At 53.6% G+C, this 13,210-nt stretch carries 14 protein-coding genes and 1 tRNA gene; 10 read left to right on the top strand and 5 right to left on the bottom strand.

Features of this window, described 5'->3' with window-relative positions; translation table 11 throughout:
- Positions 1-79 precede the first annotated feature (79 nt).
- From ACHUEV_RS04725 to ACHUEV_RS04710, 4 genes are all read left to right on the top strand, one after another.
- Complete coding sequence (locus ACHUEV_RS04725; RefSeq protein ID WP_394177908.1) at positions 80-1,096, top strand: DctP family TRAP transporter solute-binding subunit; 1,017 nt, start codon at positions 80-82, stop codon at positions 1,094-1,096.
- A 95-nt stretch (positions 1,097-1,191) separates the two neighbouring features.
- On the top strand, positions 1,192-1,872 hold the full coding sequence (locus ACHUEV_RS04720; protein WP_394177907.1) for a TRAP transporter small permease: 681 nt from the start codon (positions 1,192-1,194) through the stop codon (positions 1,870-1,872).
- A 4-nt stretch (positions 1,873-1,876) separates the two neighbouring features.
- The gene (locus ACHUEV_RS04715) at positions 1,877-3,343 is read left to right on the top strand and encodes a TRAP transporter large permease (protein WP_394177906.1); all 1,467 of its coding nucleotides are present in this window, start codon (positions 1,877-1,879) and stop codon (positions 3,341-3,343) included.
- A gap of 137 nt (positions 3,344-3,480) precedes the next feature.
- The gene (locus ACHUEV_RS04710) at positions 3,481-3,840 is read left to right on the top strand and encodes a VOC family protein (protein WP_394177905.1); all 360 of its coding nucleotides are present in this window, start codon (positions 3,481-3,483) and stop codon (positions 3,838-3,840) included.
- Positions 3,841-3,880: 40 nt separating this feature from the next.
- Here the strand turns inward: ACHUEV_RS04710 and tpiA are convergent, their stop codons facing one another.
- Positions 3,881-4,612, bottom strand: a complete 732-nt coding sequence (tpiA, locus tag ACHUEV_RS04705) for a triose-phosphate isomerase (protein WP_394177904.1) — start codon at positions 4,610-4,612, stop codon at positions 3,881-3,883.
- 66 nt (positions 4,613-4,678) lie between these two features.
- On the opposite strand from tpiA, the gene ACHUEV_RS04700 reads away from it, so the two are divergent.
- Entirely contained in the window at positions 4,679-5,596 is a 918-nt protein-coding gene (locus ACHUEV_RS04700; protein ID WP_394177903.1) for an isopenicillin N synthase family dioxygenase, read from the top strand.
- Here the strand turns inward: ACHUEV_RS04700 and ACHUEV_RS04695 are convergent.
- The 4 genes from ACHUEV_RS04695 to ACHUEV_RS04680 all read right to left on the bottom strand — a co-directional run bounded on the left by ACHUEV_RS04695 (position 5,593) and on the right by ACHUEV_RS04680 (position 7,916).
- Complete coding sequence (locus ACHUEV_RS04695) at positions 5,593-5,958, bottom strand: HesB/IscA family protein (RefSeq protein ID WP_106355795.1); 366 nt, start codon at positions 5,956-5,958, stop codon at positions 5,593-5,595. The genes ACHUEV_RS04700 and ACHUEV_RS04695 overlap by 4 nt on opposite strands.
- 23 nt (positions 5,959-5,981) lie before the next feature.
- Positions 5,982-6,746, bottom strand: a complete 765-nt coding sequence (locus ACHUEV_RS04690; RefSeq protein WP_394177902.1) for a DUF3307 domain-containing protein — start codon at positions 6,744-6,746, stop codon at positions 5,982-5,984.
- Positions 6,746-7,384 (bottom strand): MarR family transcriptional regulator, encoded by a 639-nt coding sequence (locus ACHUEV_RS04685; RefSeq protein WP_394177901.1) that lies wholly within the window; start codon positions 7,382-7,384, stop codon positions 6,746-6,748. Before ACHUEV_RS04685 ends, ACHUEV_RS04690 begins: the two co-directional genes overlap by 1 nt.
- A 169-nt stretch (positions 7,385-7,553) precedes the next feature.
- A complete protein-coding gene (locus ACHUEV_RS04680; protein WP_106355789.1) occupies positions 7,554-7,916 on the bottom strand; it encodes an SUF system Fe-S cluster assembly protein in 363 nt (120 codons plus the stop codon).
- 149 nt (positions 7,917-8,065) lie between these two features.
- On the opposite strand from ACHUEV_RS04680, the gene tgt reads away from it, so the two are divergent.
- The 5 genes from tgt (at position 8,066) to ACHUEV_RS04655 (ending at position 13,010) form a co-directional block, all read left to right on the top strand.
- Positions 8,066-9,196, top strand: a complete 1,131-nt coding sequence (gene tgt, locus ACHUEV_RS04675) for a tRNA guanosine(34) transglycosylase Tgt (RefSeq protein ID WP_394177900.1) — start codon at positions 8,066-8,068, stop codon at positions 9,194-9,196.
- Positions 9,197-9,432: 236 nt separating this feature from the next.
- Positions 9,433-11,838, top strand: coding sequence for an endopeptidase La (gene lon, locus ACHUEV_RS04670; protein ID WP_394177899.1), 2,406 nt, complete (start codon positions 9,433-9,435; stop codon positions 11,836-11,838).
- 136 nt (positions 11,839-11,974) lie between these two features.
- Positions 11,975-12,295, top strand: coding sequence for an HU family DNA-binding protein (locus ACHUEV_RS04665; RefSeq protein WP_394177898.1), 321 nt, complete (start codon positions 11,975-11,977; stop codon positions 12,293-12,295).
- A 37-nt stretch (positions 12,296-12,332) separates the two neighbouring features.
- The gene (locus ACHUEV_RS04660) at positions 12,333-12,893 is read left to right on the top strand and encodes a histidine phosphatase family protein (protein WP_394177897.1); all 561 of its coding nucleotides are present in this window, start codon (positions 12,333-12,335) and stop codon (positions 12,891-12,893) included.
- Positions 12,894-12,934: 41 nt separating this feature from the next.
- A tRNA-Val gene (locus tag ACHUEV_RS04655) sits at positions 12,935-13,010 on the top strand.
- Positions 13,011-13,210 lie beyond the last annotated feature (200 nt).

Raw genomic sequence — 13,210 nt, 5'->3', positions numbered from 1 at the left:
CCCACACCGCTGCGGGATTTGTTTCACTCGTTAGCCCGAAATATGCAGGGCGACTGGAATTCTCTAGGGAGGAGAAAATATGACCTTTTTGAAATCCGCAGCCGTATTGGCTGCGATGTCTGTCATCGCAACATCCGCACAAGCCGACACAGCAGGCTGTGACGATGGCGAAATCGTCGTTAAGTTCAGCCACGTGACAAACACTGACCGTCACCCCAAAGGCATCGCTGCGACGCTTTTGGCTGAGCGTGTAAACGCTGAGATGGACGGCACAATGTGCATGGAAGTTTTCCCAAACTCCACACTGTACAACGATGACCAAGTTCTAGAAGCAATGCTGCAGGGCGACGTTCAGTTGGCTGCACCTTCGCTGTCAAAGTTCGAAACATTCACCAAGCAATTCCGCATCTTCGATCTGCCATTCATGTTCGTAAACATGGATGCGGTTGACGCGTTCCAAGCGTCCGAAACTGGTCAGGCGATGACCAACTCTATGCAGCGTCGTGGTCTGCAGGGTCTTGGTTTCTGGCACAACGGGATGAAGCAGTTCTCGGCTAACGTTCCGTTGAACTCGCCTTCTGATGCGGCTGGTCTGAAATTCCGCGTTCAGACGTCTGACGTTCTGGTTGCGCAAATGGAAGCACTGGGTGCATCACCACAGCCAATGGCGTTCTCTGAAGTATACGGCGCACTGCAGACAGGTGTTGTGGACGGTCAGGAAAACACTTGGTCCAACATCTATGGCCAAAAGTTCTTTGAAGTTCAGGACGGTACAACTGAAACCAACCACGGTGTGCTGGATTACCTTGTTGTTGCTTCCGTTGATTGGCTCGACAGCCTAGATGCCGAAGTACGTGATGACTTCATGGCGATCTTCAAGGACGTCACTGCAGAGCGTAACGCGGCTGTTGGTGAAGTTGACGCGAACAACCGTCAGGCTGTTCTGGACGCCGGCGGTGTGATCCGTGAACTGACACCAGAGCAGCGCGCCGAGTGGGTTGCTGTAATGCAGCCAGTTTGGACGCAGTTCCTTGACGATGTTGGCCAAGAAAACATCGACGCGGCACAGGCAATCAACGCTTCTGTCACAAACTAAGTTGATGAGGGCCGGGTCAGGCTGGCCCTGACAAATTACCGGCGGGCGCAATAGTGCCCGCCGTTTTTACATCCAGCGATGTAGGGGGACATATCATGGCAACTAAATACACGCCTTCTGGGCCAGTATCGCGCGTGATCCACGAGATTGAAGAGACTGTGATTGCTCTTCTTCTTGGGCTCATGACGCTAGTGACGTTTACCAATGTAGTGCTGCGTTACGCATTCAATTCACAACTTATCTGGGGGTTAGAGCTGACCCTGATCTTGTTCGCCTGGTTGGTGATTTTCGGGATTTCCTATGGATTCAAGGTCACGATGCATTTGGGCGTTGATGCCCTTATCACGCTGGTCGGAAAGCCCGTTCAGTTCGCGATGGCGTTGATCGGCGCAGGCGTGACGCTGGTATATGTTCTACTGCTGATGAAGGGCGCTTGGGATTATTGGGCACCGTTTGCGGGGTTCAACGCCACGACAGGTCACTGGTTCCCAACCGGTTTTGCCAATAGCCGTGACCAAGGCTGGTACGAGACCGAGCAGGTCCCAATCCCGTTCCTGCAGGGCTGGTTGGAAACGACGTTTAACATGGGCGAGACCTATGAAAAGCTGCCGCGCTTTATCCCGTATTTCATCCTGCCGTTCGGCGTTTTGCTGATGGTGATCCGTGTGATCGAGGCAACCGTGCGCATCATCCGCGCGGGTGAAGGATCATTGATCGTCAGCCACGAAGCCGAAGATGCCGTCGAACAAGCGGCCGCCCTGAACAAGGAAGACTAAGAACATGGAAGTCGCACTTCTCTTTATCATGATTATCGGCCTGCTGATGCTTGGCGTGCCGATTGCTGTGGCGCTCGGCTTTTCGTCGATCATGTTCCAGCTTCTTTTCTCGGATACGTCGCTCGCGTCGGTCGCGCAGTCGCTTTATCAGGCGATGGCGGGGCACTACACGCTGTTGGCTATTCCGTTCTTTATCCTCGCGTCGTCGTTTATGTCGACGGGTGGTGTGGCGAAACGGATCATCCGGTTTTCGATTGCCTGCGTTGGTCACCTGCAAGGTGGTCTGGCAATTGCGGGTGTGTTTGCGTGTATGATGTTTGCCGCATTGTCCGGGTCTTCGCCCGCGACTGTTGTTGCGATCGGTACAATCGTAATCGCAGCGATGCGTCAGGTTGGATACACTAAGGAATTCGCAGCAGGCGTTATTTGTAACGCTGGTACGCTGGGTATTCTGATCCCTCCGTCCATCGTGATGGTCGTCTATGCATCTGCGACAGACGTGTCTGTTGGCCGTATGTTCTTGGCGGGTGTTATTCCGGGTATCATGGCTGGCGTGATGTTGATGATCACCATCTATGTCATGGCGCGGATCAAAAACATGCCCAAAGGCGAATGGCTGGGTTGGGGCGAAATCTGGGCCAGCTTCCGCGATGCTGCGTGGGGCTTGTTGCTGATCGTGATCATCATGGGCGGTATCTATGGCCACCCTTGGATCCGCTTTGAAGAAGGCCTGAGCCTGATTTACTGGCAAGGTGGGGCGTTTACCCCAACAGAGGCCGCCGCGGTCGCTGCTGTCTATGCGTTCATCGTCGCAAGCTTTATCTACCGTGACATGGGGCCACTTGCGTCACGTGAGCCAGATGGCAGTCTGCCCGTTGGATTTGCGTCGCCACAGGCGAGCAAGCGCAGCAGCCTGATCCAAAAGCCTTGGGCACTGATCACAGCCTTCTTTCACAAAGACACGCGTCAGACAGTTTTTGAGGGCGGTAAGCTGACCATCACTTTGATGTTCATCATCGCTAACGCACTGTTGCTAAAGCACGTGTTGACGGACGAACAAATCCCGCAGCACATCGCTGACATGATGCTAAGTGCTGGATTGGGCCCGATTACCTTCTTGATCATGGTTAACGTGATCCTGCTGATCGGTGGTCAATTCATGGAGCCATCAGGTCTGATCGTTATTGTGGCACCGCTGGTGTTCCCAATCGCGATCCAGTTGGGCATTGATCCAATTCACCTTGGCATCATCATGGTTGTGAACATGGAAATCGGGATGATCACGCCGCCTGTCGGTCTGAACCTATTCGTGACCTCTGGCGTGGCTGGTATGCCGCTGATGTCAGTCGTACGCGCAGCGCTGCCATTCTTGGCTGTTCTGTTCGTGTTCCTGATCATCGTGACCTACGTGCCCGCGATTTCGACCTATCTGCCCACGCTCTTTATGGGGCCGGAGATCATCGTGAAGTGATAAACTTCTAAATGAGGGATGTACTGATAAAACCGCCGGAGACCTCTCCGGCGGTTTTTTGTTTAGTTGATGGAATTTGCCTATCAAGGTATTTTTTGGTCATCTGGCAATAGAACATTTGGACAGCGGAGAAACTGATGGTGAGGGTTCTTGGAATCGGCGGCGTATTCTTTCGTGCGAAAGATCCCGCGATGCTAGCGCGGTGGTATGATGAACATCTGGGTGTTTCACCGGCACCAACTACGGCAGATATGCAGCCTTGGACAACTGAGCAGGGGGTTACTGTGTTTGCTCCATTTGACGAGGAGACCGATTACTTTCCTAAAGATCATGCATTTATGCTGAATTTTCGGGTCGCAGATTTGGATGCAGCGTGTAACGAATTGAAGTTGGCTGGCATTGCCATCGGAGAAGTGGTGGCAATGGATGGCGTCGGAAAGTTCGTCCGAATCCATGATCCAGAAGGCAACCCGATAGAACTTTGGGAAGCGCAGTAGCGTGCGTGTGGCTTGGGCTGACCAAGCCACGTCGCAATGTTTAACTCTTTTCCAGTGCGCTGATGATGGGGCTGAAGTCGTCGGCTTTGAGGCTGGCGCCTCCGACGAGGGCGCCATCAACGTGTGGGACCGCAAAGATGTCCGCGGCGTTGCTGCCTTTGACTGATCCACCGTAGAGGATCCGCATATCAGTGCCGTCGCTGAACCGGGCTTGAAGCTTGGCGCGGATGTGCGCGTGGACTTCTGCAATTTGTTCAAGGGTGGGAACTTTGCCCGTGCCGATGGCCCAAACGGGTTCATAGGCGATGACGGTGTTGTTGGCGGTTGCCCCTTCGGGAATTGACCCAGCCAACTGGCCGTCAATGATGTCTAGCGTTGTGCCAGCTTCACGTTGGTCCAGCGTTTCGCCCACGCATATCACCGCGATAAGGCCGGCTTTGTTCGCTGCAGTGGACTTTGCGGCGACGATTTCGTCTGTTTCGCCGTGATCCGCCCGGCGTTCGGAATGCCCGGTGATCACATAGGTCGCGCCGGCATCGGCCAGCATTTGCGCGCTGATATCACCGGTATGTGCGCCGGATTCGGCGGTGTGGCAGTCTTGGCCACCGATATCGAACGGCATATCCTTGCAAGCCCCAATCAGCGTGGCAGGGGGGCAGATCAGGATATCGACGCTCGCATTTGAATGCTGCTTTGCCAGTGTTTCGAGCTCATTCACGTTGGCCCGAAGCCCGTTCATTTTCCAGTTTCCAGCGGCAAGTTTACGGGGCATCAGCACATCCTTTTGTCTGCGTTCGGTTATTGCTATCAAGCAAGCGCTTAGATCGGAAGGGGTCCCATGTCAGATATGATTATTCCGCGTATTGATGCCGCAGCGCTATTGGCTGGCGATACTGCCGCGAAAGAGGCAGCACGCGTTGCTGCGGGCGGCGTTGGTTTCATGACCGTTTACAATACTCCGATTTCTGAAGGGCGCGTCAAAGATGTGATTGCAGCGTATCAGTCGTTCTTTGACCTGCCTGCTGCGGATAAGGCTGCGTTTGACATGGCGAAGACGGGTTCGAACCGTGGCTGGGGCGCGCCCGGATCAGAGCAGGTCGATCCTGATGCGAACCCTGATTATAAGCAGGTGTTTGATTGCGGGCTTGAGTTGCCAGAGGGTGACCCGCTGACGCAATTGTCGTGCTATGCGCCAAACCTTTGGCCAGATGTGCCAGAGGGCTTTGCTGCGGTTCTGCGCGATTATTATGCGCAGGCGACGGGTTTTGCTTTGGATTTATTGTGTGCGATTGCAGAGGCGACGGGTGAGGATGGCGAGTATTTCCGCCCGCTGTTTGATCGTCCCATGGCGCTGCTGCGCGGCAATTATTACCCTGAGCGGCCGGAATGGGCGGGTGAGAATGATTTTGGGATTGCGACCCATACGGATTATGGATGTTTGACGTTGCTCGCCACTGATGGATCGCCGGGGCTAGAGGTCCGCAAGCGCGGCGGTGGCTGGATCCCCGTGTCGGCGCAGCCGGGTGAATTTGTCATTAACTTTGGCGAGATGCTTGAGATGTGGACGAATGGTCGGATCAAGGCGACCCCGCATCGGGTGATCGGCCCTGACCATGCGCGTATTTCTGTGCCGCTATTCTTTAACCCGAACCATGACGCCAATGTTGCACCAATTGGATCGGATGATGTGATCAACGCGCGTGAGCATTTGGATAAACGCTATGCCGAAACATACGTTCACCTGAACAAGGCTTAGGCTTTGGCAGAGATCGCGTCGTCGAATTTGATGGATTCACCGCAGCCGCATGCATCGACAACATTGGGGTTGCGGAATTTGAACCCGGATTCAAGAAGCGACGTTTCATAGTCGATTTCTGTGCCGAACAGGAACATCTGGGCCATAGGTGCGATCATCACGCGTGCGCCGTCCAGTTCGACGACCTCATCAAGCGGGTCGACTTCTGTCACGTAGTCCATGGTGTATTCCATGCCTGCACAGCCGCCTTTTTTGACGCCAATGCGCAGCCCTTTGTGGCCGTCTTTCTCCATGAGCGCTGCAATTTTTGCGGCGGCTTTGGGGGTGATGCTGACAGCTTGTTTGCCTGGAATACCGAACATACGCGTTCTCCTTTGAGGCTAACTTAGTCCTTCGGTGGGATGATCTCAAGAAGTGCTGTGCCGTTTAACCCATTGTTGATCGTGAGGATCAGGATTGAGATTGCAATCGCCCAACTAAAAGAGGCAAGCGTGCCGATGATCACGTATTCGGCCTTGGCGTTGTTTGATGCCGCGTCAAAGCGCAGGATGGATTTAGCTGCGATCAAAAAGCCGATCCCGGCGGGTTGGCCTGCGATGAACATCAGATAGATTAATCCGCGTTCCAGCAGCCCGATCATCATGCCGCCAGCCGGTAGGCTTTCTTTGGGGGCGCCTTCGGCAAATGGACCCATGAGTTTTCCGACCGCGAAACCGCCGGCGCGGGTGGTATAGATGGCCCCGGCGATCAACAGCATGAACTTGGGTGCCCAACTGGTGGCGTTGATAAGTCCGCCATTTCCAAATTCATTCGCCCAGATGCCGTTTGCCCATAGGGTGGGGGCGATGGCTGCGATGGCGGTAATCGTCAGAAGATGTGCTGCTTGGTCGAGTAGGTAGGGGTTGATCCCGTCATCATCGCGTTTTTTGATCCAAACGGTTTTTGCGATATCGACAAGCAGGTGTATCCCGGCCAATACCGCGATCCGCCAGTCGATAGATCCAAGTGCGATAACGGCTGTCACTAAGACTGCCAGCGTGTGTAGTGCCAATGTGAGCGCGCGGTCTTTGGTTTCAACCATGGTGTTGGTTTGCAGGACATAATCCGCAAGAACATGTGCGAAAAACAGGGCGGCAAGTGTCTCAAACATCAGTCGAAATCTCTTTCAAGTGTTTCAAGCGCAAGCTCAATCGCACCAAATCCTGCGCCGTCTAATGATTTTGTTACGGCTTGGCGTGATTTGCCAAGCGTCTGGGCAATATGCGTATATGAAATGTCTTCTAGCGGTGTGATGCTGTGGAGTATGGCGGCGGCTTGGGCCTGCGTCCAGCCTTGTGAAATGTGATCGGCAAGGATTGTCGCGGCACCTATGGCGGATTGGTCTTTGTGCAACATGCGTTGCGCGTGTTTGGTCGCCTTTAGATCGTCTAGCGCTTGACCCGATCTGATGAACGCTTCGCTGCTTTCGCGATTAAGATCAGTGGGCAGTACTGACGGGGCTTCGCCAGTGGCAATTGCGATGTAGCTATCAAAATCGGGGTTATGGCTGCGTAAAGCAGCGCGAAACGCGAGTGCCGAGCGCAGCGCATAGTGTGGTTTTGCCAGCGCGACCTGCCAGCCGTCACCACGGTGGCGCGTGAAATGTAATGACGTTCCCATCCAATCAGCTTGGGCATTTGCACAGTGTTCAAGTGCTGAGAGCGCATGTTCTAATTGCGCAGCGCCCAGCGCCGTGGAGCCGACGATGTCGCCAGTTAAGACAGCGATGGTGTTGAGGTTCTGTTTCATAATGCATCCAATATAGGGTGCATATTTAATTTAGCAACTAATTTAGGTTGCGTTATGGTTTATGTAATCTAATTGGGTTGCGTCAACGCGGTATTCGCCCAGATACACAAATAAAAAGGCGGCCCAGTGGACCGCCGATCAAAAAGCTAACGAGGTTAGGGTGGGGCTTTTACATAAAGCCCAGCTCTAGCCGCGCCTCGTCAGACATCATTTCCATGCCCCACTGTGGTTCAAACGTCATTTCAACATCGACGTGTTTTACACCGGGCAGTGGTTCTACCGCATCTGCGACCCAGCCGGGCATCTCGCCTGCGACGGGGCAGCCGGGGGCGGTGAGCGTCATGATGATGTTCACGGCGTTATCTTCTTTGACATCAATCGTGTAGATCAGGCCAAGGTCGTAAATGTTCACAGGGATTTCTGGGTCATAAACGGATCGGCACGCCTGCACGATTTCATCATACAGCGGATGATCTGTCGTGGATGGCGCGATCATTGGTGTGCCTTCGAGCTGTGCGTTCGTTTCAGTCATGACGTCAGTTCCCTAAAATCCTGACGAAACATATAGGGATTGCCGCAGGGGGCGTAAAGAGCAGACCGGACCAACTGGTAGCTGTATTACCCTATCTTCGTTTTACGCGGCCTCTTGGCATTTGCAGCAGGATCGGAGAAAGACACAGTATGACAAAACGTTTCTCTTTTTCTTTGAATGCCACTGATGGCAAAGCCCGCACTGGCGTTATCTCCACCCCACGTGGTGATATTCGTACGCCTGCGTTTATGCCCGTTGGTACTGCCGCCACCGTAAAAGCCATGATGCCAGAAAGCGTTGCGGCGACTGGGGCGGATATTTTGCTGGGTAATACCTATCACCTTATGCTGCGCCCCACGGCCGAACGGATCGACCGTTTGGGTGGCCTGCACAAGTTTATGAATTGGGATAAGCCGATTCTAACGGATAGCGGTGGCTTTCAGGTGATGTCGCTTGCCGATCTGCGCAAGCTGACTGAAAAAGGCGTTACGTTTAAATCGCATATCGACGGGTCCAAGCACGAGCTAACCCCAGAGCGGTCGATGGAAATTCAGCGCCTGTTGGGTTCTGACATTGTGATGTGTTTCGACGAATGCCCGGCACTGCCTGCTGATCGCACACGCATTAACGAAAGCATGCAGTTGTCCATGCGGTGGGCCGCGCGGTCACGCGAGGCATTTGGCGACCGTCCGGGGCATGCGTTGTTTGGCATTCAGCAGGGTGGGCTTGAAGAAGACTTGCGGGCTGAATCGGCGCAGGCTTTGCGTGATATCGAATTTGACGGTTACGCCGTTGGTGGGCTTGCTGTTGGCGAAGGCCAAGAGGCGATGTTTAACGTACTTGATTTCGCGCCAGATCAGTTGCCCACAGATAAGCCACGTTACCTGATGGGCGTTGGCAAACCTGACGATATTGTTGGCGCCGTAAAGCGGGGAATCGATATGATGGACTGTGTTCTGCCCAGCCGTTCAGGCCGGACAGGGCAGGTATTTACCCGTCGTGGTGTGCTAAACATCAAAAATGCGCGTCACATGGATGACCCGCGTCCGCTGGACGAACATTGCACGTGCCCAGCCTGTAGCAACTATTCACGCGCCTATCTGCATCACGTGTTCCGTGCGCAGGAAATGATCAGCGGGATGCTGTTGACCTGGCATAACCTGCACTATTTCCAAGAGATTATGCAGCGCATGCGCGATGCGATCTCTGCTGGTGCGTTTGACGCTTGGGAAGCGGATTTTCATGCGCAGCGCGCGTTAGGTGATATCGCGCCTTTGTGATCACTGCTTACAATTATGGCGGGCCGACAAAAAAACATGTTGGTTCGTGACCCTGTCTTAATATTTTTGCGTTTGTATGGTTGCGGCTGGGGACAGACACGGGCAGTCTACGGCGCGATATAACGACGTGTTTGGTTGAAAGGCGCCCCCATCAACCCCACATGCATTAGGCAAGAGGAGACTCCTAACGCTGCCGTTAAACGGGGCTGGGTGTCTTGCCAAAAAAGGAAGTAAATATGCAAGAACCGTTGAGTTCATCTTATCCCGTTCTGCCGCTGCGCGATATTGTGGTGTTCCCACATATGATCGTGCCGCTGTTTGTTGGGCGTGAAAAATCGGTCCGCGCACTCGAAGAGGTGATGCAGGACGATAAACAGATTCTGTTGTCGAGCCAGATTGACGCTGGTGAAGACGATCCGGCGCAGGATGGTATTTATAAAACAGGTGTACTGGCCAATGTGCTGCAACTGCTAAAGCTGCCCGATGGTACCGTTAAGGTGCTTGTCGAAGGTCGTAGCCGCGTGCGCATTACCGGATTTGTCGAAAACATCGACTTTTTCGAAGCGTCAGCAGAGTATCTTGACGAAACACAGGGCGAGGCCGCTGAAGAAGAAGCGCTTGTGCGCAATGTCGCTGCCGAGTTTGAGCGTTACGCCAAGATCAAGAAAAACATCCCTGAAGAAGCAATGGCCGCCGTTGGTGAAGCCACAGAGCCTGCAAAGCTGGCCGATTTGGTTGCGGGTCACCTTGGTATTGAGGTCGATCAAAAACAGGGCTTGCTTGAGACGCTGTCAGTGACCGAGCGCCTTGAAAAGGTTTACGGTCTGATGCAGGGCGAAATGTCTGTGCTGCAGGTCGAGAAAAAGATCAAAACGCGCGTCAAATCTCAGATGGAGCGCACCCAGCGCGAATACTATCTGAATGAGCAAATGAAAGCCATTCAGAAGGAATTGGGCGACGGCGAAGAAGGCCAGAACGAAGTAGCCGAGCTTGAAGCGAAGATCGCTGAAACCAAGCTTTCGAAAGAGGCTAAAGAAAAGGTCGATGCTGAGCTGAAGAAGCTTAAGAACATGTCGCCTATGTCTGCCGAAGCTACGGTCGTGCGCAACTATCTGGATTGGATCTTGGCTGTGCCATGGGGCACTAAGTCACGCACCAAGAAAGATCTGGGCCACGCGCAGAAAGTTCTCGATTCCGACCACTATGGCCTTGAAAAGGTAAAAGAACGCATCGTTGAATACCTTGCGGTACAGCAGCGCTCCAAAAAGCTGAAAGGCCCAATCATGTGCCTTGTTGGCCCTCCGGGTGTTGGTAAAACCAGCCTTGGGAAATCTGTAGCCAAAGCAACGGGTCGTGAATTCATCCGCATCAGCCTTGGTGGTGTACGTGACGAATCTGAGATTCGTGGCCACCGTCGGACTTACATCGGGTCTATGCCCGGTAAGATCATTCAGGCGCTGAAAAAGGCGAAAACCACGAACCCGCTGATCTTGCTCGATGAAATCGACAAGATGGGGCAGGATTTCCGTGGCGATCCCGCGTCAGCGATGCTTGAGGTGTTAGATCCGGAACAGAACGGCACATTCGTCGATCACTACCTTGAGGTCGAATATGACCTGTCGAACGTGATGTTCCTGACCACAGCGAACAGCTATAACATGCCGGGGCCTCTGTTGGACCGGATGGAGATCATTTCACTGTCGGGTTACACCGAAGACGAAAAGGTCGAAATCTCAAAGCAGCACTTGCTGCCGAAGGTTATGAAGAACCACGGCCTGAAGCCATCCGAATTCAGCGTTTCTGATGATGCGCTGCTGTCGATGGTCCGCGTCTACACCCGTGAAGCTGGTGTGCGGAGCCTTGAGCGTGAGCTGGCGAAAGTGGCACGGAAAGCTGTGACCAAGATCGTAAAGAAAGAAGCAAAAGTGATTGCGGTCACTGCCGAAAATCTGACCGAATTCTTGGGCGTAGAAAAGCACCGCTTTGGCTTGGCCGAAGAAGAAGATCAGGTTGGTGTTGTCACCGGTCTGGCATGGACAAGCGTTGGTGGTGAGCTTTTGAACATCGAAGCACTGCGTTTGCCCGGTAAAGGTCGCATGAAAACGACTGGTAAGCTGGGTGATGTCATGAAGGAATCGATTGATGCGGCGTCTTCGTACGTGCGTTCGATTGCGCCTGAAATTGGTGTGAAACCACCGCAGTTCGATACGCTTGATATCCACGTGCACGTGCCCGATGGCGCAACGCCAAAGGATGGTCCTTCGGCTGGTCTTGCCATGGTGACATCTATTGTATCTGTGCTGACCAAGATCCCTGTGCGCAAGGATGTCGCCATGACTGGCGAAGTGTCACTGCGCGGGAATGCGATGCCAATCGGTGGCCTAAAGGAAAAACTGCTGGCCGCGTTGCGCGGTGGAATCAAAACAGTTTTGATTCCTCAAGATAACGCCAAGGACCTGCCAGATATTCCTGACAACGTGAAAGAGGGACTGACGATCATCCCCGTTAAGCACGTGTCAGAAGTTCTGGAACACGCATTGGTACGCAAGCCAGAGGCGATCGAATGGGACGAGGCTGCTGAAGAAGCGGCGGCGGCTGCTCTGAAAGCGAAACTTGGCGATGAGGGTGCCCGCGCGCATTAAGCGTTAGCGAACTAGCAAACAAAGGCGCGCCCATTGTGGCGCGCCTTTTTGGTTTGTGGTGGTCGTAATGCAAAGCATTGCTGGCTTATGTGACCGCTGACCTGCTAGATTGCAGCAAAATAAAAGGAACATGTGAATGGCTACTCCAATCGAACCGCAAGTTGATGAAGTCAACGAGGTCGCGCCAGTATTAAAGAAACCTCAGCTTTTCAACGAAGTAGTTGCACGAACTGGTCTTAAGAAAAGAGACGTGAAGCCGGCGGTTGAAGCCGCACTTGCGGTCATCGGTGAGGCGCTCGCGCGTGGGGACGAATTGATTTTGCCGCCTATGGGAAAAACTCGGATCGTGAAGACCAAGGATATTGGTGACGGCGCTGCATTGCTGACCGTAAAATTTCGCACTCCTAAGGTCGCAGTTGTTCAAGCGCATGCCGACTCGGCTGACGCAGACGAATAATCCTCATTTCTTTTTTGCGAATGGCGAAGGTTAATCGTTGAACTATCCAGAACTATACATCCTGCGTCACGGCCAGACGGAGTGGAATCTTGAAGGCCGGATGCAGGGGGAGTTAAATTCGCCTCTTACCGCGCAGGGCGAATCTGAAGCAGCCCATCAAGGTGCGATTCTTGCCCAATGCGACCTGCGGGGATTCGCATTTTTCAGCAGCCCACAGGGCAGGGCGGTGCAAACTGCGGGAATCGCACTGAGCCGTATCGCGGGAATCATCCAAACAGATGATCGTTTGCGTGAAATCGGCGTTGGGGATTGGTCTGGTTTGCTGCGCGACTCGCTTCCGCTTCCGCAAGCGGACGATCCGTTTATGGCGCAGTACGAAATAGCCCCGAATGGCGAAGGCTTGGCTGCTGTGACCGCGCGCTGTCACGCATTTTTGCAGGAATTAAAGGGTCCTGCGGTACTGGTTACCCATGGCGTCACGGGGCGGGCATTGCGCGAAATCGTTGCTGGTAAGGACGCAACTCAGGGTACTGACATCCACGGCGGGCAGGGCTGCGTCTATCATTTGAAAAATGGTTCAGAAAAGTTGCTTTCTTAGGCTTGCGCCCACCGGCAACATACCCTAAATCACGCCACATCGGGTGATTAGCTCAGTTGGTAGAGCGCTTCCTTTACACGGAAGATGTCGGGAGTTCGAGCCTCTCATCACCCACCATCCCCCACGCTATCAGTTTATAGCTTAACGCAGCCACCGCCGGTTTGTTGCGTTTTTTGTGCTGCGATATCCTGCGCTCATTGGTCTGTTTTAGAAAAGATTCACATGAAGTCATTTTTTGCGCAAGGACCGCTTGACGGGGGCGGGGCACAGTCATAGAAGCACCCCACGTTCGGTCACAGACCGGAAGTTAGATGCGC

The sequence above is a fragment of the Yoonia maritima genome, from assembly GCF_043641945.1.
Classification (GTDB): domain Bacteria; phylum Pseudomonadota; class Alphaproteobacteria; order Rhodobacterales; family Rhodobacteraceae; genus Yoonia; species Yoonia maritima_B.
Note: the sequence above shows the minus strand (reverse complement) of the source record. Positions and strands in the feature narration are given on the sequence as shown.

Excerpts from the sequence above, each read along its gene's own strand:
- ACHUEV_RS04725 (WP_394177908.1), top strand. The coding sequence starts at position 80 with ATGACCTTTTTGAAATCCGCAGCCGTATTGGCTGCGATGTCTGTCATC.
- ACHUEV_RS04720 (WP_394177907.1), top strand. The coding sequence starts at position 1,192 with ATGGCAACTAAATACACGCCTTCTGGGCCAGTATCGCGCGTGATCCAC.
- ACHUEV_RS04715 (WP_394177906.1), top strand. The coding sequence starts at position 1,877 with ATGGAAGTCGCACTTCTCTTTATCATGATTATCGGCCTGCTGATGCTT.
- ACHUEV_RS04710 (WP_394177905.1), top strand. The coding sequence starts at position 3,481 with ATGGTGAGGGTTCTTGGAATCGGCGGCGTATTCTTTCGTGCGAAAGAT.
- tpiA (WP_394177904.1), bottom strand. The coding sequence starts at position 4,612 with ATGCCCCGTAAACTTGCCGCTGGAAACTGGAAAATGAACGGGCTTCGG.
- ACHUEV_RS04700 (WP_394177903.1), top strand. The coding sequence starts at position 4,679 with ATGTCAGATATGATTATTCCGCGTATTGATGCCGCAGCGCTATTGGCT.
- ACHUEV_RS04695 (WP_106355795.1), bottom strand. The coding sequence starts at position 5,958 with ATGTTCGGTATTCCAGGCAAACAAGCTGTCAGCATCACCCCCAAAGCC.
- ACHUEV_RS04690 (WP_394177902.1), bottom strand. The coding sequence starts at position 6,746 with ATGTTTGAGACACTTGCCGCCCTGTTTTTCGCACATGTTCTTGCGGAT.
- ACHUEV_RS04685 (WP_394177901.1), bottom strand. The coding sequence starts at position 7,384 with ATGAAACAGAACCTCAACACCATCGCTGTCTTAACTGGCGACATCGTC.
- ACHUEV_RS04680 (WP_106355789.1), bottom strand. The coding sequence starts at position 7,916 with ATGACTGAAACGAACGCACAGCTCGAAGGCACACCAATGATCGCGCCA.
- tgt (WP_394177900.1), top strand. The coding sequence starts at position 8,066 with ATGACAAAACGTTTCTCTTTTTCTTTGAATGCCACTGATGGCAAAGCC.
- lon (WP_394177899.1), top strand. The coding sequence starts at position 9,433 with ATGCAAGAACCGTTGAGTTCATCTTATCCCGTTCTGCCGCTGCGCGAT.
- ACHUEV_RS04665 (WP_394177898.1), top strand. The coding sequence starts at position 11,975 with ATGGCTACTCCAATCGAACCGCAAGTTGATGAAGTCAACGAGGTCGCG.